Source organism: Thalassobius vesicularis (assembly GCF_004799325.1).
GTDB classification, from domain to species: Bacteria; Pseudomonadota; Alphaproteobacteria; order Rhodobacterales; family Rhodobacteraceae; genus Thalassobius; species Thalassobius vesicularis.
In genome coordinates this window covers 1-19,461 of record NZ_SSMD01000001.1, presented here as the reverse complement: position 1 = coordinate 19,461, position 19,461 = coordinate 1, and the positions used below count along the sequence as shown (strand labels likewise).

Annotated in this window: 17 protein-coding genes; 12 read left to right on the top strand and 5 right to left on the bottom strand. The window is 65.0% G+C overall.

Going from position 1 to position 19,461, the window contains the following annotated elements; genetic code table 11:
* The first annotated feature begins 17 nt into the window (after positions 1 to 17).
* The 8 genes from E7681_RS00085 (at position 18) to E7681_RS00050 (ending at position 7,894) form a co-directional block, all read left to right on the top strand.
* Positions 18 to 1,187: a D-alanyl-D-alanine carboxypeptidase family protein gene (locus E7681_RS00085; RefSeq protein WP_136337225.1), complete on the top strand. Its 1,170-nt coding sequence runs from the start codon at positions 18 to 20 to the stop codon at positions 1,185 to 1,187.
* Positions 1,184 to 1,804: a dTMP kinase gene (gene tmk / locus E7681_RS00080; protein ID WP_136337224.1), complete on the top strand. Its 621-nt coding sequence runs from the start codon at positions 1,184 to 1,186 to the stop codon at positions 1,802 to 1,804. Before E7681_RS00085 ends, tmk begins: the two co-directional genes overlap by 4 nt.
* On the top strand, positions 1,801 to 2,949 hold the full coding sequence (locus tag E7681_RS00075; RefSeq protein WP_136337223.1) for a DNA polymerase III subunit delta': 1,149 nt from the start codon (positions 1,801 to 1,803) through the stop codon (positions 2,947 to 2,949). The genes tmk and E7681_RS00075 overlap by 4 nt, the downstream gene beginning before the upstream one ends.
* 18 nt (positions 2,950 to 2,967) lie before the next feature.
* Entirely contained in the window at positions 2,968 to 3,774 is an 807-nt protein-coding gene (locus E7681_RS00070; protein ID WP_136337222.1) for a TatD family hydrolase, read from the top strand.
* A complete protein-coding gene (locus E7681_RS00065; RefSeq protein ID WP_136337898.1) occupies positions 3,774 to 4,571 on the top strand; it encodes an MBL fold metallo-hydrolase in 798 nt (265 codons plus the stop codon). Before E7681_RS00070 ends, E7681_RS00065 begins: the two co-directional genes overlap by 1 nt.
* A gap of 132 nt (positions 4,572 to 4,703) precedes the next feature.
* On the top strand, positions 4,704 to 5,957 hold the full coding sequence (locus E7681_RS00060; RefSeq protein ID WP_136337221.1) for an efflux RND transporter periplasmic adaptor subunit: 1,254 nt from the start codon (positions 4,704 to 4,706) through the stop codon (positions 5,955 to 5,957).
* Between the two features lie 4 nt (positions 5,958 to 5,961).
* Positions 5,962 to 6,693: an ABC transporter ATP-binding protein gene (locus E7681_RS00055; RefSeq protein ID WP_136337220.1), complete on the top strand. Its 732-nt coding sequence runs from the start codon at positions 5,962 to 5,964 to the stop codon at positions 6,691 to 6,693.
* Entirely contained in the window at positions 6,683 to 7,894 is a 1,212-nt protein-coding gene (locus E7681_RS00050) for an ABC transporter permease (protein ID WP_136337219.1), read from the top strand. Before E7681_RS00055 ends, E7681_RS00050 begins: the two co-directional genes overlap by 11 nt.
* On the opposite strand, the gene E7681_RS00045 is transcribed toward E7681_RS00050, so the two are convergent.
* The 4 genes from E7681_RS00045 to E7681_RS00030 are packed head-to-tail and all read right to left on the bottom strand — an operon-like array spanning position 7,895 to position 10,657.
* Complete coding sequence (locus E7681_RS00045; RefSeq protein ID WP_136337218.1) at positions 7,895 to 8,578, bottom strand: cobalamin biosynthesis protein CbiX; 684 nt, start codon at positions 8,576 to 8,578, stop codon at positions 7,895 to 7,897.
* 41 nt (positions 8,579 to 8,619) lie between these two features.
* Positions 8,620 to 9,417 carry a metal ABC transporter permease gene (locus E7681_RS00040; RefSeq protein ID WP_136337217.1) on the bottom strand — a complete coding sequence of 266 codons (798 nt, stop codon included), beginning with the start codon at positions 9,415 to 9,417 and terminating at the stop codon, positions 8,620 to 8,622.
* Positions 9,414 to 10,181: an ATP-binding cassette domain-containing protein gene (locus tag E7681_RS00035; RefSeq protein WP_136337216.1), complete on the bottom strand. Its 768-nt coding sequence runs from the start codon at positions 10,179 to 10,181 to the stop codon at positions 9,414 to 9,416. Before E7681_RS00035 ends, E7681_RS00040 begins: the two co-directional genes overlap by 4 nt.
* On the bottom strand, positions 10,178 to 10,657 hold the full coding sequence (locus E7681_RS00030; protein WP_136337215.1) for a Fur family transcriptional regulator: 480 nt from the start codon (positions 10,655 to 10,657) through the stop codon (positions 10,178 to 10,180). The genes E7681_RS00035 and E7681_RS00030 overlap by 4 nt, the downstream gene beginning before the upstream one ends.
* Before the next feature lie 99 nt (positions 10,658 to 10,756).
* On the opposite strand from E7681_RS00030, the gene E7681_RS00025 reads away from it, so the two are divergent.
* A complete protein-coding gene (locus tag E7681_RS00025; RefSeq protein WP_136337214.1) occupies positions 10,757 to 11,668 on the top strand; it encodes a zinc ABC transporter substrate-binding protein in 912 nt (303 codons plus the stop codon).
* Positions 11,669 to 11,671: 3 nt separating this feature from the next.
* Here the strand turns inward: E7681_RS00025 and E7681_RS00020 are convergent, their stop codons facing one another.
* Entirely contained in the window at positions 11,672 to 12,235 is a 564-nt protein-coding gene (locus tag E7681_RS00020) for a DUF4202 domain-containing protein (RefSeq protein ID WP_136337213.1), read from the bottom strand.
* A gap of 236 nt (positions 12,236 to 12,471) precedes the next feature.
* On the opposite strand from E7681_RS00020, the gene E7681_RS00015 reads away from it, so the two are divergent.
* The 3 genes from E7681_RS00015 (at position 12,472) to E7681_RS00005 (ending at position 18,963) form a co-directional block, all read left to right on the top strand.
* The gene (locus E7681_RS00015; protein WP_136337212.1) at positions 12,472 to 15,435 is read left to right on the top strand and encodes a caspase family protein; all 2,964 of its coding nucleotides are present in this window, start codon (positions 12,472 to 12,474) and stop codon (positions 15,433 to 15,435) included.
* Positions 15,432 to 17,075, top strand: coding sequence for an AmmeMemoRadiSam system protein B (amrB, locus tag E7681_RS00010; RefSeq protein WP_136337211.1), 1,644 nt, complete (start codon positions 15,432 to 15,434; stop codon positions 17,073 to 17,075). The genes E7681_RS00015 and amrB overlap by 4 nt, the downstream gene beginning before the upstream one ends.
* A 76-nt stretch (positions 17,076 to 17,151) precedes the next feature.
* On the top strand, positions 17,152 to 18,963 hold the full coding sequence (locus tag E7681_RS00005; RefSeq protein WP_168733124.1) for an MORN repeat-containing protein: 1,812 nt from the start codon (positions 17,152 to 17,154) through the stop codon (positions 18,961 to 18,963).
* The last annotated feature ends 498 nt before the right edge of the window (positions 18,964 to 19,461 follow it).

Sequence of the window (19,461 nt, the reverse complement as noted above, 5' to 3'; positions counted from 1 at the left end):
ACCGGAAAGGAAAGGTCATGAAAAACCGTCTTCTCCGAGTGCTGGGCGCTCTGGCCGCTTCGGCCCTGCTGGCGTTGCCTGCGCATGCGTTTGACACCAAGGCGCGCTCGGCTTTCGTGATCGACCAGACCACGGGAACCGTGCTGCTGAACAAGAACGCCGATGTGGCGCTGCCGCCCGCGTCGATGTCAAAGCTGATGACGCTGTACATCGCGTTCGAGGCGATCCGCGACGGCCGTCTGACACTGGACGAACGCCTGCCGGTCTCTGCCCATGCGATGAGCTATGGCGGCTCGACCATGTTTCTGGACACGACGGACCGTGTGCGTGTCGAGGACCTGCTGAAAGGTATCATCGTGCTGTCGGGCAACGACGCCTGCGCGGTGATCGCCGAAGCGCTCAGCCCCGATGGGACCGAGGCCGGTTTCGCGCGCTACATGACCCAGCGGGCGCATCAGTTGGGCATGTCCAACTCGTCCTTCGCCAACTCGAACGGCTGGCCCGCCGCCGGACATCTGATGTCCACGCGCGATCTGGCGTTGCTGGCGAACCTGCTGATCACGGATTTCCCGCAGTTCTATCCGCTCTTCTCGCAGCGCGAGTTCGCCTTTGACGGCCGCGCGCCGCAGAACAAGACCAACCGCAACCCGCTGCTGGGTTTGGGCATCGGCGCCGATGGCCTGAAAACCGGCCACACCGCCGAGGCAGGCTATGGTCTGGTCGGGTCGGCATTGCAGGGTGATCGCCGGGTGATCTTTGTGATTTCGGGGCTGGATAGCGTGCAGGCCCGCGCCGAGGAATCCGAGGCCATCGTTAACTGGGCATTTCGCCAATTTGTCCACAAAAGCGTCGCCAAGGCCGGAACGGTGATCGCCCGCGCCGATGTCTGGATGGGGGATGAGCCGCGCGTCGGTCTGGTGCCGGCGCAGGACATCGCGTTGCTGCTGCCGGTGCTGGAGGCCAAGCAGGTTCAGGCCGAGGTCGTCTATAATGGTCCGGTGCAGGCTCCGGTCACGAAGGGGCAGGAGCTGGGCAAACTGATCCTGCAACCCAACGGGATGGAGGCGATGGAAATTCCTCTGGTGGCGGAACGTGATGTGCCAAAGGGTGGCTTCATCTCGCGCGTGACGACGGTGGCGCAACTGCTGCTCAAACGCCTGGACCAAGGGCCCGAGGGCGCGTCTTGACCGGACTGTTCGTCAGTTTCGAAGGCATAGACGGGTCCGGAAAATCCACTCAGGCCCGTGTACTGGCGGAAACCCTGCGCAAGCGGGGTTTCGACGTGATTCACTCCCGCGAACCGGGCGGCAGCCCGGGGGCAGAGGAAATCCGTGCGCTGGTGCTGCAGGGCGATCCGGATCGCTGGTCGGCAGAGACGGAAATCCTGCTGTTCACCGCTGCCCGTCGCGATCATCTGGAGCGGACCATCCGCCCGGCGCTGGAGGCCGGCAAGGTGGTGATCTGCGACCGTTTCGCAGACAGCACACGGATGTATCAGGGCCTCAGCAGGGGGGATTTGCGCGCGCTGGTGGACCAGTTGCATGCGCTGATGATCGGGCAGGAGCCTGACCTGACAGTGCTGATCGACATGGACCCGGCGGTCGGCCTGTCGCGGGCGCTGTCGCGCAACGGCACCGAAGAACGGTTCGAGTCCTTCGGACAAGACCTGCAAGAAAAGATGCGCGCGGGCTTTCTGGCTCTTGCGGGTGAATACCCGGCGCGGTTCCGCGTCATTGACGGCGCGCGCAGCCCCGAGGCGGTGGCCGCTGACGTGCTGGCCGCGGTGGAGCCGCGCCTGCCATGAGCGATCTGCTGCCGGAACCCGACCGCATCGAAGGCGCGCCGCATCCACGTGAAACCGCGCGGCTGTTCGGGCAAGATCCGGCCGAGGCCGCGTTTCTTGAGGCATATAACTCGGGCCGAATGCATCATGGCTGGCTGATCACCGGGCCGCGTGGCGTGGGTAAGGCGACGCTGGCCTGGCGGATTGCGCGGTTCCTGCTGGCGACGCCTCCGGCAGGGGGTGACGACATGTTCGGTGGCCCTCCGGCTCCTGTCAGCCTGGACATATCGCCGGATCATCCGGCGGCGCGGCGGATGCTGGCGCTGTCCGAACCGGGTCTGTTCCTGCTGCGGCGGGGCGGGGCGGGCAGCAGCGACAATGACCGTGACAAGAACCTGCGCGAGGGCAAATTTGCCGCCGAAATCCGTGTGGACGAGGTGCGGCGACTGGCGAATTTCTTTCACATGTCGGCCAGCGATGGCGGCCGGCGCGTGGTCATCGTGGATGCCGCTGACGAGATGAACGTGCAGGCGGCCAACGCCCTGCTGAAGATGCTGGAGGAGCCGCCCGCGAACACCACGCTGCTGCTGGTCTGCCACCAGCCGACGCGTCTTTTGCCGACGATACGCTCGCGCTGCCGCGAGCTGCGTTTGACCCCGCTGCCGCCCGAAGCGATCGCCGATGCGCTGGAACAAGCGCATGTGACGCTGCCCGATCACCCCGAGGGGTTGGCGGAACTGGCCGCAGGCTCGGTCGGCGAGGCGATCAGCCTGATTAACCTCGGCGGCATGCAGATGTATCGCGAATTGGTGGGCCTTTATGGCACCTTGCCGCGCATGGATCGCGCCCGCGCTTTGGCATTGGCCGAGGCGGCAGGCGCCCGCGGGGCCGCGGCCAAGCTGGACCTGCTGATCGATCTGAACGACTTGTTGCTGACGCGACTGGCGCGCAGCGGCGCGATGGGGTGTCCCCCGGCGGTCGAGGCTGTGCCGGGCGAGGCAGCGCTGTTCGCGCGGTTGGCCCCGAATGTACACAAGGCGCGGGACTGGGCAGTGATCGCGCAGCAGATCGGCGCGCGTGTGCGGCATGGCCGGGCCGTCAACCTTGACCCTGCCGCGTTGATCCTAGATACGGTTTTCAAGATCCAACAAACCGCCGCGGGGTGATCCCGTGCAGGGATACCTATGACCGAATTGATCCAGATTACCGACAGCCATTGCCACCTCGATTTCCCGGATTTCGAGGGCGAGCTGGATCAGGTGATCGACCGCGCGCTGGCCGCCGGGGTCACGCGGATGGTGACGATCTGCACCAAGCTGGAGAACGAACCCAAGGTCCGCGCGATGGCCGAGGCCTATGAACCAGTGTTCTACGCCGCTGGCATCCATCCGATGAGCGCCGAAAAACAGCCTCTGGTCACGGTCGAACAGCTGGTCGGGTTCGCGGCCCATCCCAAGTTTGTCGGCATCGGCGAGACCGGTCTGGATTACCACTACACGCCAGATAGTGCCGAGATTCAGAAGGCTTCGCTGCCCATTCATATCGAGGCAGCGCGGCAGACCGGCCTGCCCCTGATCATCCATTCGCGCGACGCGGATGAGGACATGGCTGACATCCTGAGCCGCGAATACGCCAACGGGGCCTATAGCTGCGTGATGCATTGCTATACCTCGGGGCCAGAGCTGGCAAAGATTGCGCTGGATCTGGGCTTCTACCTGTCGATGTCCGGCATCGCCACCTTCCCCAAAAGCCAAGAAGTGCGGGACATCTTTGCCGCTGCGCCCGTGGATCGCATTCTGGTGGAAACCGACAGCCCCTATCTGGCGCCCAAGCCCTATCGTGGCAAGCGTAACGAGCCGGGCTACACCGTCCACACCGCCCAAGTCGGGGCCGAGGTGTTCGGGATGGACTATGCCGATTTCGCCGCGCAGACGCAGGCCAATTTCGACCGCCTGTTCTGGAAGGCGGCCCAGTATAAGGCGGCCGCATGATGGCAGAGCTGCGTTTCACCATTCTGGGCTGCGGCTCGTCCGGCGGGGTGCCGCGTCTGGGCGGCCAATGGGGCGACTGCGACCCGACCAACCCGAAAAATGCTCGTAAGCGGTGCTCGATGCTGGTGCAGCGGATCACGGATGAGGGTACGACCTCGGTTCTGATCGACACCGGCCCGGACATGCGCCAGCAATTGCTGGATGCCGGGATCGGGCGGCTGGATGGGGTCATCTGGACCCATGCCCACGCCGACCACGTCCACGGGTTGGATGACCTGCGCATGATCGTCTTCAACATGCGCAAACGACTGCCGGTCTGGGCCGATGGCGATACACAAAACAGCCTGTTCGCGCGCTTTGGTTATGCGTTCATTCAGCCCGACGACAGCCCGTATCCGCCGATTCTGGACATGCACTCGATCCACGGGGACGTGACGATCAGCGGCAAAGGTGGGGACATCGTGCTGACGCCGTTCAAGGTGGGGCACGGCTCGATCGACTCGCTGGGGTTCCGGGTGGGCGATCTGGCCTATCTGCCCGACGTGGCCGAGATGTATGACGAGGCGTGGGATACCCTGCAAGGGCTGGATTGCTGGGTGCTGGACACGCTGCGCCGCACGCCGCACCCCACCCACTCGCACCTGGCCCAATCGCTGGAATGGATCGAGCGCGCCGCCCCGCGCCGGGCCGTGCTGACCAACATGCATATCGATCTGGATTACCAGACGGTGATGGATGAAACCCCCGACCACATCGTGCCCGCCTATGACGGGATGGTGATCTCGTACAGCGTGTAAGCCTGCGGGTTTGTGCCTATCTGCTACGCGCGACGCGACGGAAATGCCGCGCTGCCGCGTAATATTGATCGGAGTCATGTCGGCGTCGCACAGCGCCCGCCACGATGACCCCGAACAAGCAGGGGAAAGCACATGCCGGACACCGCCGCACAGGACCGCAAATCCGAGATCGAAGCCCGTTTGCAGATGGGTAAAAAGACCGGCGGCAGCCGCATCCTGAAATGGGGTGGCGGGGCTTCCGTGCTGGCGATCGGGGCTTGGGTGCTGATGGCGATGCTGTCGGGGGGCGATGGCGGGGTGACGTACCGGACGGCTGCCGTTCAGCGGGGCGATCTGCGGATCACCGTCACGGCGACCGGCACGGTCGAGCCGACTAACCTGGTCGATGTTTCCTCGGAACTGTCGGGCACGCTGAAATCGGTGCTGGTGGATTTCAATGACACCGTCACGCAGGGCCAGCCTTTGGCCGAGTTGGACACGACCAAGCTGGAGGCAGCTCTGGCGGTGGCCAAGGCGACGGTCGCCTCGGCCCAGGCGCAGGTCAGCAGCGCCGAGACTACGCTGGCCGAAACCAAGGAAGATTATGAAAGCACCGTCGCGCTGGATGAACGCGGGGTGACCAGCCACTCGACCCTGCTGAGCAAGCGCGCCGCCTATTATCGGGCGCAATCGCAGCTGAAAGTGGCCAATGCCAACCTGGATCTGGCCAAGGCGCAGATGCAAGAGGTCGAGGCCGATCTGGACAAGGCGTGCATCTGCTCGCCCATCGCCGGAGTGGTGCTGGACCGCGAGGCGGACAAGGGGCAGATCGTGGCCTCGTCCCTGTCCGCGCCGGTGTTGTTCACCATCGCCGAGGATCTGGCCAAGATGGATGTGCAGGTCGCCGTAGACGAGGCCGATATCGGCAAGGTCACCGAGGGCAAAAGCGCCACTTTCACTGTCGAAGCCTATGACGAGCGGGAGTTTCCGGCGACCATCCGGTCGGTGCGCTATGCCTCGGAAACCGTGGATGGGGTGGTCAGCTATACGGCGATCCTGAGCGTGCAGAACGACGATCTAGCGCTGCGCCCTGGCATGACGGCCACGGCGGAAATCCTGGTAGCCGAGGTCAAGGACGCGCTGAGCGTGCCCAACGCGGCGCTGCGCTATGCACCGCCGGTCGAGGTCGAAGAGACGAGCGGCGGCAGTGGCCTGCTGGGGATGATCATGCCCAAGCGTCCAACCAGTGACACGCCGCGCGCCGATGGCAAATCGGTCTGGGTGCTGAAGGACGGGGCCCCGGTAGAGGTGCCGGTGACGGCGGGCGACTCTGACGGGTCGCGCACGCAGATCGTCGAGGGGGCGCTGGCCGCTGGCGATCTTGTCATCACCGGGCAGGAGGGTTGATCCGATGCCTCAGGACGGGTCGGGCGACACTCCGGTCATCGAGTTTCGTAACATTTCTCGCGTTTATGGTACGGGCGAGGCCGAGGTCCGTGCGCTGGACGGGGTGGACCTGAAAATCCACCACGGGGAATTCGTGGCGATCATGGGCCCCAGCGGCTCGGGCAAGTCGACGGCGATGAACGTGATCGGCTGCCTCGACAGTCCGACGGGCGGGGAATACCTGTTCAACGGGGTCGATGTGGCGGGGCTGAGCCAGGATCAGCGGGCGCTGTTGCGGCGGCACTATCTGGGCTTCGTGTTTCAGGGCTTCAACCTGCTGCCACGCACCCCCGCGCTGGAAAACGTCGAGTTGCCGCTGATCTACAAGGGCATCCCGCCCGAGGAACGCCGCGCCCGCGCGATGGAAGCGTTGGAGCAGGTCGGGCTGGCACAACGGGCAGCGCATGATCCGTCCGAGCTATCGGGCGGCCAACAACAACGCGTGGCGATTGCCCGTGCGTTGGCGGCCAGTTCCGAGGTGCTGCTGGCGGACGAACCGACCGGGAACCTGGACAGTCACCGCTCGGTTGAGATCATGGAACTGCTGGTGAAACTGCGGGCCGAGCGTAACCTGACCATCGTCATGGTCACGCACGAGGACGACATGGCTGCCTTTGCCGACCGGCTGATCTGGATGGTCGATGGCCGCGTCGAGCGCGACGAGCCGACCCGCAAGGAGGTGCCGCATGTGGGCTGAGACGATCCGGCTGGCGATCAAGGCGGTGGCGCGGAATGCGCTGCGATCGGTGTTGACGGTGCTGGGCGTGGTGATCGGCGTCGCGGCGGTGATCGCGATGGTGACGGTGGGGCAGGGCTCCTCGGATCAGGTGACGCAGGACGTGGGCAAGCTGGGCACCAACGTGCTGATCGTGCGGCCGGGGCAGAACACGATGGGACCGGGGGGATCAAGCACTTCGGCCCGGCAATTCGAACAGCGCGACATCGACCGGCTGATCGCGGAAATCCCGCAGATCGAGGCGGCCAGCGGGGCCGAGCGCACCACGATGATGGCCGTGGCGGGCAACGTGAACCATCAGGCGACGGTGCAGGGGGTGACGAATGCCTATCTGCAGGCGACCGACTGGCCGGTCAGCCTGGGCCGGACGTTCCTGAGCGCCGAGGAAGATTCCGGCCGCCCGGTCTGTTTGCTGGGTGAAACCGTACGGCAGGATCTGTTCGGCAACGCCGATCCGGTGGGCGAAAAGGTGCGCCTGAAGTCCCTGTCGTGTGAAGTCGTGGGCGTGCTGGAGGCCAAGGGTGCCTCCAGTTTCGGCAACGATCAGGACGACACGGTGATGATCCCGCTGCGCACGTTCCAACGGCGGATCTCGGGGACCAGCACGATCTCGATGATCTACATGGCGATCGAGGATGGCTACTCCACCGATCTGGCCAAGTCCGAGATCGAGGCCGCCCTGCGCGACATGCGTCGGATCGGGCTGGGCGAAGAGGACGATTTCAGCGTCATGGACATGAAGCAGCTGGCCTCGATGCTGACGGGGATCACCTCGGTGCTGACGGGTCTGTTGGCGGCGGTGGCGGCGGTCAGCCTGCTGGTGGGTGGCATCGGGATCATGAACATCATGCTGGTCAGCGTGACGGAACGGACGCGCGAAATCGGCATCCGTCTGGCCATCGGCGCGCAGGCGCGGCAGGTGCTGCAACAGTTCCTGGTCGAGGCGATCGTGCTGTCGCTGATGGGCGGCTTGCTTGGGATCGCGCTGGGTCTGGGGCTGGCGGCGATTGCCGCGAATGTCATGGCGATCCCGTTTTCGCCCGACCCGCTGGTGGTGCTGGGGGCATTCGGGTTCTCGGCCCTGGTGGGGGTGGTGTTCGGCTATTTCCCCGCCCGCCGGGCCGCGCGGATGGACCCGATCGAGGCGCTGCGCCACCAATGATCAGGCGGCTTGCAGGCTGTTCGCGATCAGTTGCGGCACCTGCGGCCAGTCGATCATCGGAGGCAGGACGGGGCCGGTGAAACCGGCCTCCTCCAACGCCTGAGGCATGTCGTCCAGCATGTGGCCAGCGTTCAGCGCAAAGAAGCAAAGGCAGATCGCCTGCCCCAGATCGCGGGCTTGGTCGGCGACGTGGGGTGGCTCCTCGATAAAGCCCGAGCGGGTGGTGCGGAAGGGCAGGCGTTGGGCCAGCTCCTCCTCCATCGCGCGGGTCGAATTGGCGCTGGTGCGCGAGACGGCGCTGCCATGCGCGGCAAGCAGCAGCGCGGTGTCTGGAGCCTGCCAGCCTTGGGCCGTCAGCGTGTCGGTCAGCATCGCGGCGACGCAATCGGACAGGGCGGGTTCGACACCGAAGGGCGCCATCTGGGTCAGGCCAAGCGCCTTGGACCGTGGGGCCAGAACGCGGTTGGTGAAATAGCCCTGCGCCATGAAGAACGGGTAGATCAGCGGCTGGTCCAGCTGTGCCAGTGCTGCGTCAACGGCCCCATCGGCGGCCAAGGTCGCGCCACGGATCTGCCAGCCGGGCAGCAGCGATTGGACGCGGGCGGCCAGCCCTTGCAGGGCGGCCTCTTGCGGGGCGGGGTCGGAGGGGCTGCCGTGGGCAACGATCAGGGCGCTTTGTGTCATGGGGCTGAACCTAACGCAGTGCGCCGCGGGGGCAATCCCCCTCAGGCGCGGCGGATGACGTGGCTAAGGCTGGACAGCGCGAACAGCACGGCGGCCAGACACACGATCGACGGGCCGGTGGGCGTGTCGAACTGGTAGGACAGCGCCAGTCCCCCGATCGCAGAGAGGCTGCCCAGCACCGCCGCGACGATGCCCATCCGTTCCGGCGTGGTGGCAAAGGGGCGGGCGGTGGCGGCGGGGATGATCAGCAAAGCGGCGATCAGCAGCACGCCGACGACCTTGATCGCGACGGCCACGACAAGGGCCAATGCAACGGTCAGAACCATCTGCTCGCGCCGCGGGTTCAGACCGGCGGCATAGGCCAGATCCTGGTTCAGCGAGGACAACAGCAGCGCCGACCAGCGCCACCACAGCAGGCCCAGTACCAATGCGGCCCCGGCCCAGATCACGGCTAGATCGGCTTTGCTGACGGCAAGAATGTCGCCGAACAGATAGCCCATCAGGTCAATGCGGACTCCGTGCAGAAAGGATACGGCGACCAGACCGAAGGCCAGCGCGGAATGCGCCAGCACGCCCAGAAGCGTGTCCATCGCATAGCCTCGCCCGCTGAGCGACGAGACGGTGACCGCCATCAGCAACGCCGCAGCCAGCGCCCCGACAAAGACCGAAGTAGCAAAGCCCAGCGACAAGGCCACGCCCAGAATCGCGGCGTGCGCGGTGGCGTCACCAAAATAGGCCATGCGGCGCCAGACCACGAAACAGCCCAAGGGGGCGGCAGCGATGGCCACGCCCACCCCGGCCAAAGCGGCGCGGATCAGGAAATCGTCGAGCAGGGTCATTCGGCGGCCTCGTGGTCGTGGGAATGGTCATGCGCATGATCGTGGGCACAGGCCTCGTCATGGCTGTGGGTGTGTTCGTGCCGGTAAAGCGCCAGAGCGCCCTGCGTGCCCGAGCCGAACAGCGCCCGGTATTCGGGGGCCGAGGCGACCTGTTCCGGTGCGCCCTGACAACAGACGTGACCGTTCAGGCAGATCACCCGGTCGGACGCCGCCATCACCACGTGCAATTCATGGCTGACCATCAGCACGGCGCAGCCCATGTCGCTGCGGACTTGCTCGATCTGACGGTAGAACGCGGCGGAGCCGGGCTGGTCCAGACCCTGCGTTGCCTCGTCCAATATCAGCAGGTGGGGTTTGGACAGCAGCGCGCGGGCCAGCATCACACGCTGGAACTGCCCGCCGGACAGATCGGCCATCTGGCGATCCGACAGCGCACCCGCCCCGGCCTCGTCCAGCGCGTCTTGTGCGGCGGCGTCCGAGACATGGCGGGGCAGGTTCATGAACCGGCCCACGGTCAGCGGCAGGGTCGGGTCGATATGCAGCTTTTGCGGGACGTACCCGATGCGCAGGCCAGACTGGCGCACCACTTTGCCCGCATTGGGGCGCAGCGCGCCGACGATGGCCTTCAGCAGCGTGGATTTGCCCGAGCCGTTGGGGCCGACGATGGTGACGATCTCGCCCTGATCCATGCGGAAATTCACGCCGGACAGGATGGTGTTGCCGCCCATGCGGACGGTCAGGTTCTGGACGTCGATCAGGCTCATGCGGTGGCGTCCTGGCAATGGGGGCACAGGCCCTCGGCCTCGATCACGGCCTTTTCGATGCGGAACCCTTCGGCGCGGGCGGTGCGGCCCAGCGTGTCCGAGGGCAGATGGGCCACGGCCTCGGCCACGGATTGGCAGGCGCGGCAGATCAGGAACATCGGCGTGTGATCCTGCCCCGGATGCGCGCAGGCGGCAAAGGCGTTCAGGTGCTCGATCTTGTGGGCGAAACCGTTCGAGACGAGGAAGTCGAGCGCGCGATATGCGACGGGCGGTTGCGAGCCAAGCCCCTCGTCGCGCAGCCGGTCGAGGATTTCATACGCCCCAAGCGCGCGGTGTTCGTGCAGCAGAATCTCCAGCACGCGGCGGCGCACCGGGGTGAATTGCAGGCCTTGATCTGCGCACATCTGTTCGACGGCCGAGAGGTTCTGCGCGATGCAGCTGTGGTGATCATGCTGGGTGAAACCGACGGGGTCCATGGGTGGCCTTTCGCTGCGGTGCCGAGATTGGGTCTTGATGTGATATACTGTAACATATATCAAGCGGTGTTACGTTATACAATCACATGGAGCGAGACAATGCGGCTGGCCTTTGCAGGGGCGTTTCTGTTGGCGGGTGCGGCGCAGGCCGAGGTGCCTCAGGTGGTGGCGGATATTGCTCCGATACATGCGCTGGTGGCGCGGGTGATGCAGGGCGTCGGGGAACCGGCGCTGCTGGTGGAGCCGGGCGCCTCGCCGCATGGATACGCGCTGCGGCCGTCGCGGGCGGCGGCGCTGGACAGGGCGCAGGCGGTGTTCTGGATGGGCGAGGGGCTGGAGCCTTGGCTGGAAGGGCCGCTGGAAACGCTGGGCGATAAGGCGACGGTCGTCGAATTGCTGCAGGTGCCGGGCACGACCGTGCTGGAGTTCCGCGAGGGCGCGACGTTCGAGGCGCATGAGCATGAGGCCGAGGGGGGGGCGCATGCGGATGAGCACGGCCATGACGAGGGTGATCCCCATGCGTGGCTGGACCCGATGAACGCCTGGGTCTGGCTGGGCGCGATTGCGGATACGCTGGGCCAGATCGACCCGGAAAACGCCACGCGCTACGCCGCCAATGCCGCCGAGGGGCGGGCGGAGCTGGACGCTTTGACTGCTGAATTGACCGCAACTCTGGCTGATGCGGCGGGGTTGAAGTTCATCGTGTTCCACGATGCCTTTCACTATTTCGAGAACCGTTTTGGCCTGTCGGCTGCGGGCGCGATCTCGTTGTCGGATGCCTCGGACCCCAGCGCCAAGCGGATCGCCGAAATCCGCCAGACGGTGACGCAGATGAATGTCACCTGCGTTTTCACCGAGCCTCAGTTTAACCCCGGCCTGATCAACACGGTCACCGAGGCAGGCGTAAATGTCGCCACGCTGGACCCGCTGGGCGCCAATCAGGCGCCGGGCTGGCCGCTGTACGCGCAGATGCTGCGCGACCTGGCCGAGAGCATCCGCGACTGTACGTAACGATCAGGCGCGGAAGGCCGCGGCGAAGGGCTCGGGCAGGTCGAATTCGTCCAGCACCCGGGCGCGGGCTTCGGCGGACATCTTGCGCGCCGTGCGGATGACGATTTTTTCCAGCGCTTCGGGGGATTGCGTGCCCGCGAAGGGCTGGAAATACCACTTGAGGAAGGTGAAGCAGATCACATCCTCAAGCGCCTGCACCTCGGGGTCGCGTTTGATGCCTTCCTTGCGCAGCATCACGCGGACCTTTTCCTGATCTTCCTCGGAATAGCCAGCCTCGGCCATCATGCCGGCCAAACGTTCGCCATGACGGCGGCCCTGTTCGCGGCGCCAGTCCAGGTAACCGGTGCGCCCCTCGGGGTAGTCTTTGCGCGGCAGAAGCCAGCGTTCGACGTGCTGACCGCGCGCTGCGATGCGCAGACGTTCCGAGGCATCGGGGAACAGGCGCAACAGTTCCTCGGTCATGCGTTCGCCGTATAGCAGGGCGGCGGGGCGCTCCATCTCGTATCCGGGATCAGCGGCGTTGGCGGTGTCGATCGCGGTCAGAACGGTTTGCAGACGGTCGGACATGGGGGGCCTTTCGAGTATGTGTCCCGGCCACGGTACACCGGCTGGATTGGCATCGCCAGCCTTGGCCGGCAACGTGTGCTTGAATAGAGCGGCCGGGGCTGCCTTTATGGGCGGGTGATCGCGCCAATGTGTTGCGCGGGCTATTGGATGTGAGGCCAGGATCAGGCGATAAAGGCAGATAACTTGCGCATTTTCGAGATTCCATTCGCCGTTTTTTTCATTGCGGGAAGGTGACGATGCAGTCGCTTCGATCCTCTGCTTTCTTGTTGGCCAGCGTTGTTTGGGCCGTCTTTCCAAGTGCCGGTCAGGCTGACGGGCAAAACTACTATCTGGATCTGGATACGGGCGGCCACCGGGCTGTGATCCGCGACGTGGATGTCAGCGCGGATGGGGCGGTGATCGTCAGCGCCTCGGACGACAAGACGGTGCGGGTCTGGGATTGGCAGGCGGGGATCAGCACGGCGGTGCTGCGTGGCCAGATCGGGCCGGGCAGCGAAGGGCTGGTCAACGCGGTGGCGCTGTCGGTGGACGGGACGCATGTGGCGGTGGCGGGGTATTTCGGGGCGAACCTGGCCTCGGACCAGGCATTCGGGGATGTGCGCATCTTCGATCTGCGCAGCGGGGCCGTGGTGAACGTGCTGAAGGGCCACCAATACGTGGCCGAGGCGCTGGCCTATGATCCGGTGCGCGACGAGCTGTCGGTCAGCGGGCAGGGCGGTCAGGTGCTGCGCTGGCGCGCGCCGTTCTCCGATACGCCCGAGGCGTTAGCGACGCTGGACACCGAGGCGCTGCGGGTCTCGGAGCTGGGCTATGCCGGGACGCGGCTGATCGCGGCGACATATGATTACGGGCTGCGGATTTGGGACACTGGAACCGGCGAGGCAATCACGCCCCCGGATGCCGAGGCGCTGTGGGATTTCCCGCTGATTGCTTTGGCGGTCAGCCCTGATGGCGCGCGGTTCGCGCTGGCCGACGATCAGGGGCGCGTGACCCTGCGCGATGCGGCGACGGGGACGGTTCTGGCCGATCTGCCGCCACGCCCGTTCCGGGTGGATGCGATGACACTGGCGGGCGACGTGCTGACCTTGTCCTGCGGCTATCGCTGCGCGGGCGCGCACGGGACCGAGGTTTGGGACGTGGCGACCGGCCAGATGCTGGGCGAATACACGGCGCAGGAAACGGGCGTCCATGCCTCGGCCCTGCTGCCCGACGGGGTGGTGCTGACGGCAGGCGGGCGGCGCAATTCGTTGCATCTGTGGCGGGCGGACACGCGCAGCGCGGTGCGGGTGATGGGCGGGATCGGGGCGCCGGTCGCCTCGGTTGGGCTGTCGGTGGCAGCGGACCGGATCGGCTGGGGGCTGGACGATCCCTGTCCGGATCAGGCGATCTGTCCCGCCGCTATGGGTGAGCTGACGCAAGAGATGACCCTGCCCACGGGCGAGCGCAGTTTCGACAAACCCTCGGTTCGCGGCACGGCCCGGTTGGGTCGTGCGGTGACGGCGCTGCCCGATCTGACGCCCAACCTGGAAAGCGAGCCGGGCAGCGGGTTCGAGGGCTCTCGTCTGGTCGTGGGCACGGTGCCGATCGTGAAGGGAGATCAGGACGGTTATTACCACTCTGCCTACAGTTTCGTGCCGGGGCAAGAGCGGCTGATCGACGGTGGTGGCAACGGTATCCTGCTGGATTACGGGTTGGATGGCGTAGTGGCGGGCGAATTCACCGGCCATACCGGCGATATTCTGGCGCTGGCGGTGGCCCCGCGCGCGGGGCGGGTGCTGTCGGGCAGCGCGGATCAGACGCTGAAACTGTGGAACCTGGAAACGCATGAGCTGATCGTGACCATGTTCTTTGCTGGTGACGACTGGATCATCTGGACGCCGCAGGGCTATTTCCATTCCTCGCCCGAGGGCGACCGGCTGGTCGGCTGGCAGATCAATCAGGGGCAGGACCGCGAAGGCCGTTATGTCCGCGCGCGGCAGTTGCGCCAGCACCTGCACAGCCCCGAGATCGTGCGGCGGGCGATCCTGACCGGCTCGGCCAGCGGAGCGGCGAAAGAGCTACGCGGGAGTGACAGCGAGTTGGACGAGTTGCTGACCCGCCGCCCGCCGGAGTTCGACATTCGGATGGTCGATGACCCGCCCGCACCTGACGGCTATGCCATGATCGAGGTGACGGGCGCCGCATTGGAAGAGGTCGAAAGCTGGGGCTATGCTGTTCTGGTGAATGATCGCAGCGTGCGTCCGGTGCGGGCTGGCGGCTCGGACGGGCGGTTGCTGTACCAGATCCCGGTTGAAGAGGGCGAGAACCGCATCACCGTCAGCGGGCGGAATGAGTTTGGCTATGTCACCGAACGCTCTGCCATCGCGCTGTCCAAGAAGCGCCCGGTCGAAGAGAAGAAGGGCAAGCTATTCGTCGCGGTCGTGGGCGTGAATAAATACCCCAAACTGCCCGAGGGCTGCGCCGGCAAGCCCTGCGATCTGGCTTATCCGGTCGCTGACGCGCTGGAGTTTCTGAACGTCCTGCGCGACCGCTCAGCCCCGCTGTATACCGGGATGGAAACACTGGTGATGGTCAACCCCGAGGTGCTGGAGGATGACGCCCCGCGTCAGGCCGCGCTGTCGCTGTTCATGGACCCGCTGGATGTTTTGGAACCCGATGCGCGCACCGTGTCCTCGGAACTGGTGGATTTCCTGGCCAAACCCGGGCCGGATGACACCACGGTGATTTTCGTGGCGGGGCATGGGATGAATCTGGAGGAACAGTACTTCCTGCTGCCCACCGACGCGCAGATGCGGGGGGACAAATGGCGGACCTCCTCGCTGGTGGATTGGAGCGTTATTCAGGAGGAGATCGGTTATGCCCAGGGCCGCCGCATTCTGGTGCTGGATACGTGCCACGCGGCCAATGCCTTCAACGCCAAGCTGGAAAAGGAAGCAGCAGATGCGCGGGTGATCGTGTTCTCGGCCACGGCGGCGAACAACACGGCGGGCGAACGCACTGATCTGGGTCACGGCATTTTCACCTACGCGATGCTGGAGGGGCTGAAGGGCGCCGCCGATCCCAAGGGCGAGGGCGTGCGCCTGCTGGGGCTGGCCGATTACGTCTATCATGAGGTCGTGCGGCTGAGCCAAAGCAAGCAAGAGCCGTTCTATCACATCTCGCAGACCTCGAATTTCCTGTTGGCGAAGGGCACGAAATGAGAGCGCTGCTGCTGGTCCTTTTGCTGATCGGCGGCATGGCGCGGGCGGAGTGTCCGGCGGGGGATTTCCCGCCGTTCTACGCTCAGACCAAGCATTTCGATGCGGGTCTGGCGCGGTCCGCCGATGTAAAGCCGGTGGACGGCATCAGCGGCGCGATCCTGCCGCATCACCTGGAAATGCCCGAGCTTCTGGGCGCCGCGATCCGCATGACTGCACGGCCCGGAGTCAAACGCGCGATCGTGCTGTTTCCCGACCACTTCTTTCGCTCGGACGCCCCCTTTGCCACCACGGCGCGCGGGTTTGAAACGGTGCTGGGGCCGGTGCCGACCGATCCGGCGGCGGAGGGGCTGATCGATGGCGCGTTGGTGCAGGATAGCTGCCTGTTCGACAAGGAGCATGGGCTGCGCGCGGTGCTGCCCTTCATGGCGCGGCTGATGCCGGGGGTGAGTGTGATCCCGGTGGCGGTCTCGATCAACTCGCGCCGGGAACATTGGGACGCGCTTGCCGAGCGACTGGCACCCCTGCTGGGGCCGGAGACGGTGGTGCTGCAAGCGACGGATTATTCGCATTACCTGCCGCTGCACGAGGCGCGGCAGCGGGATCAACAGGTGCTGAACCTGCTGGCGGCAATGGATCTGGACGGCGTGGCGGGGCTGGTGCAGCCGGATCACGTGGACTCGACCGGTGCGATGTACATCACGATGAAATTGCTGGGTGCGCGGGGTGCGCGACCGGTCGTGGTGGCGAATGCCAACATGCAGGAACTGTACAAGCCGTTCATCGCCGAGACGACCAGCTATGTCGTAGCTGCCTATGCGCCCGAAGGGGCCGAGGTGCCGCCCTTTGTCGGGCAGCGGTTCATGATCGGGGGCGATCTGTTCCTGGGCCGGGTGCTGCCGGGGTTGCTGAGTGACGAGCTGATCTCGGATCGTGTCGCCAAGGCTGCGCTGGCGGCCACGCATGGCCTGCCGCTGGTGCTGAATCTTGAGGGCGTTCTGCTGCCGCAGATGCCGGCGGGGCTGGATCACATGGTGCTGGGAATGCCTGCCGATCTGCTGCGCGACTGGGCGCGGCTGTTGAATGTGGTGGCGGTCTCGCTGGCCAACAACCACGCCCGCGACATCGGCGAGTCCGGTCTGGCCGAGACACGCGCCGCGCTGGCCCGGTTCGGCATCGCCGCGTTCGGGCAGGGAGAGGCGTTGCCGCTGATGGGGGCGACGCTGGTGGGGCTGACCGATCTGGAAGGCCGGGCTGTGCCGCCGGTGGACCGACTGACGCCCGAGCTGCTGGACCGCGTGATCCATACGGACGCGACCAGCCCGGTCATCGCCTTTCTGCACTGGGGGCGGGAATTTGTGACCCAGCCCGCCGCCCGCGAAACTGATCTGGCCGAGGGGCTGCGCCAACGCGGCGTGGCGGTGGTGATCGGGGCGCATCCTCATGCCGCCAGCACGGACCTGCGGGCGCTGGGGGGCGGGGACACGGTGGTGCTGCACTCGCTGGGCAATTTCCTGTTCGACCAGTTGCCGCCGCACAGCTCGGGTGCATTGGCCGAGGTGCGGGTGTTCCCGCAAGGCACGGTCTTTGTCCGGCAACTGCCGCTGCCGCATCTGTTTGAGCTTACGCAGGCGGGAAACTGACTTATCCCTTGTCGGACTCGGCTCATGGCGGCTAGCCTTTATTCAAAACCCAAGGAAGGATGCCATGGTCAGCAAGATGAAAGGTTTCGTTTTCGGTGTTGCCGCTGGTCTGACTTTGGCCGGGATGGTCTGGGCCGAAGAGGCCGCGACCGATCTGCGGGAACGGTTGCAGGTGATCTATGACCCGGTCAGCCGCGAGGTCACCCGCCGGATGGTGCGTATCTATGACCCCAACCCCGGCATGGCGTTGGAATTCACCTGGGAACCTGCCGCTGGCAACTGGCCGGGTGTGAATGCCGAAGGTCTGGCCACAGGCCGCGGGGTTCTGAGTTGGCGCATCTCGGGCGCGCCCAGTTATGACCCGCGCGCGGTGCATCACTCTTATGATGGGACCATGAAGGACGGTCGGTTCGACGGGCCGGGCAAGCTGAGCTTTCGGGACGGCTCGTATTTCAGCGGCACCTGGGTCGCGGGCGTTCTGCATGGTCAGGGCCAGCACTTGGACGCGCGGGGCAACCGCTACGAAGGGCCGTATGTGAATGGCAAGGCCGAGGGGCAGGGCTCTTTCCGGTCGGCGGATGGTCTGGTCTATATCGGCGGGTTCCGCGATGGCCTGCGTGATGGCAATGGCCATGTGACCGAACCCGGCGGGCTTTCCTATGATGTGGTGATGGATGCGGGCGAAGAAGTCTCCAGCACCAGACCCGTTGTTTACGCGGACTCGCGGATCGGCGGGCTGCAAAAGGCCCAAGATGGCGGGGCGGCTGGCAAGACGGACATGACCGTGATTGTCGATCCGCGCCTTGGGGCTAATCAAGAGGTCGCCTATACCCACTACGCCCAGAACGGCGAGGTTCTGATCCTGCCCTCCGAAGCGCGCTGGCGTCAGGCGTGGAATGGCGACGGCCCGATCGCCAGCCAATGGGAATACGCCCAGATGGGCCCGAACGAATGGCTGATGAACCGCGCCCACACGCTGTTCCGTCTGGCAACGACGGATGGCAGCCGGGTAAAGCTGGCCTCGCTGGATCTTGCGGTGGAATACAGCGTGCCGCATCTGCGCCCCGTTCTGTCGACGGTCGAGCATTTCGGCTGCGTCAGCTTCCGCCCCGATTTCCACTTCGTCAATTACGGCTGGGGCCAGGTCGAGAACGCCACGGCCCGCGTCGGCTTTCGCAACCCCGATCTGGTGGAGTGGGAGGAGCGCACGACCAAGGCCCCCGATACGCCTTGGTTCGACGTTTCGGTCGGCGATTTCGACGAAGGCGTGGATGTCAGCATCCGCAATGCTCTGATCGATGCCGGCGTGGATGTTGCAACGCTGGAAAACAAACGCCTGACCTGCCCCAGTGCGGATATGCTGGACAGCTGCCGGGCAAAGCTGGTGCAGGATCTGGGGCTGTCCCGTTTGGCAGGCACCCAGCAGGGCGGCGGCAGCCTGACGACCGACATGATCGGAGAGCTGTCCTATGACTGGACCGACGCGCTGGGGGAGCGCCATCAGGAAACCCAGGTATTCGCGGTGAATATCGTTCTGGGCACGATCGAGGTTCCCGGCGGGCTGGCGGAATGCGGCGACGGTGGTGCCTTCGCAACCCAGGCCCCGCAATATATGGATGTGGACCTGCCCTATGACGCCGCAGGTTACCGGATCAACATCCCGTTCCGTGGCAACCCGAATATCCAAAGCCTGCTGAGCGGGCTGAAGTTCTACTCGGAACGCTCCTCGATGCACCTGATGCAGATGGAAGCGACATTCGCCGATGGCAGCATCCGCCGCTCGCCTCCGGTACGGCTGTTCATGGTGCATACGCGCATCCCGAACTTCCAAAGCGGGATGACTCCGGCGGTCTGTACCTTGCCTGAAGACATCGAAAGCTCCTGCTAAGCTGAAAGGGCCGCGAAAGCGGCCTTTTCCCTGCGTGGAATCGGGATTTGGAATCAGATTCGAGCCGAAAACGGCCTCTAGTCGGTGGATTTTACGCCTCAGAGGATGCGGTGCACAAAAGGCAGGCGATTTAACTAATTGATTTTACGTTGTTTTGTTGGGGTGTCTCGGAAAATTTCGGGATTTCACACTTTTTCCGAAAAAAGCGCTTGCGGGTCTTTGGTGAAAGCCATAGAACCCCCTTCACCGGCGGCGCTGAGGCGCTTGACGGTGGGACGGACGGAACGACGGGGCGGTTGCTTCGGTGGGAAGTTCGGAACGAAATCTGAGGCATCTGACGCAGGTTGCGCCAAGAAGAACTGGCGCTTCCGGTTGATTTTGTCTCTGGGGCTTAGGCTCCGCGCTCTTTGACATTGATAATATCTGAAGAGATATGTGGGCGGTTTGGTTCATTCGATGAACAAACAACTGCATATCGGGGTCCTTAGGCTTCGGCCG

Coding starts and splice junctions, on each gene's coding strand:
- E7681_RS00085 (WP_136337225.1), top strand. CDS start 18: ATGAAAAACCGTCTTCTCCGAGTGCTGGGCGCTCTGGCCGCTTCGGCC.
- E7681_RS00075 (WP_136337223.1), top strand. CDS start 1,801: ATGAGCGATCTGCTGCCGGAACCCGACCGCATCGAAGGCGCGCCGCAT.
- E7681_RS00070 (WP_136337222.1), top strand. CDS start 2,968: ATGACCGAATTGATCCAGATTACCGACAGCCATTGCCACCTCGATTTC.
- E7681_RS00065 (WP_136337898.1), top strand. CDS start 3,774: ATGGCAGAGCTGCGTTTCACCATTCTGGGCTGCGGCTCGTCCGGCGGG.
- E7681_RS00060 (WP_136337221.1), top strand. CDS start 4,704: ATGCCGGACACCGCCGCACAGGACCGCAAATCCGAGATCGAAGCCCGT.
- E7681_RS00055 (WP_136337220.1), top strand. CDS start 5,962: ATGCCTCAGGACGGGTCGGGCGACACTCCGGTCATCGAGTTTCGTAAC.
- E7681_RS00050 (WP_136337219.1), top strand. CDS start 6,683: ATGTGGGCTGAGACGATCCGGCTGGCGATCAAGGCGGTGGCGCGGAAT.
- E7681_RS00045 (WP_136337218.1), bottom strand. CDS start 8,578: ATGACACAAAGCGCCCTGATCGTTGCCCACGGCAGCCCCTCCGACCCC.
- E7681_RS00040 (WP_136337217.1), bottom strand. CDS start 9,417: ATGACCCTGCTCGACGATTTCCTGATCCGCGCCGCTTTGGCCGGGGTG.
- E7681_RS00035 (WP_136337216.1), bottom strand. CDS start 10,181: ATGAGCCTGATCGACGTCCAGAACCTGACCGTCCGCATGGGCGGCAAC.
- E7681_RS00030 (WP_136337215.1), bottom strand. CDS start 10,657: ATGGACCCCGTCGGTTTCACCCAGCATGATCACCACAGCTGCATCGCG.
- E7681_RS00025 (WP_136337214.1), top strand. CDS start 10,757: ATGCGGCTGGCCTTTGCAGGGGCGTTTCTGTTGGCGGGTGCGGCGCAG.
- E7681_RS00020 (WP_136337213.1), bottom strand. CDS start 12,235: ATGTCCGACCGTCTGCAAACCGTTCTGACCGCGATCGACACCGCCAAC.
- E7681_RS00015 (WP_136337212.1), top strand. CDS start 12,472: ATGCAGTCGCTTCGATCCTCTGCTTTCTTGTTGGCCAGCGTTGTTTGG.
- amrB (WP_136337211.1), top strand. CDS start 15,432: ATGAGAGCGCTGCTGCTGGTCCTTTTGCTGATCGGCGGCATGGCGCGG.
- E7681_RS00005 (WP_168733124.1), top strand. CDS start 17,152: ATGAAAGGTTTCGTTTTCGGTGTTGCCGCTGGTCTGACTTTGGCCGGG.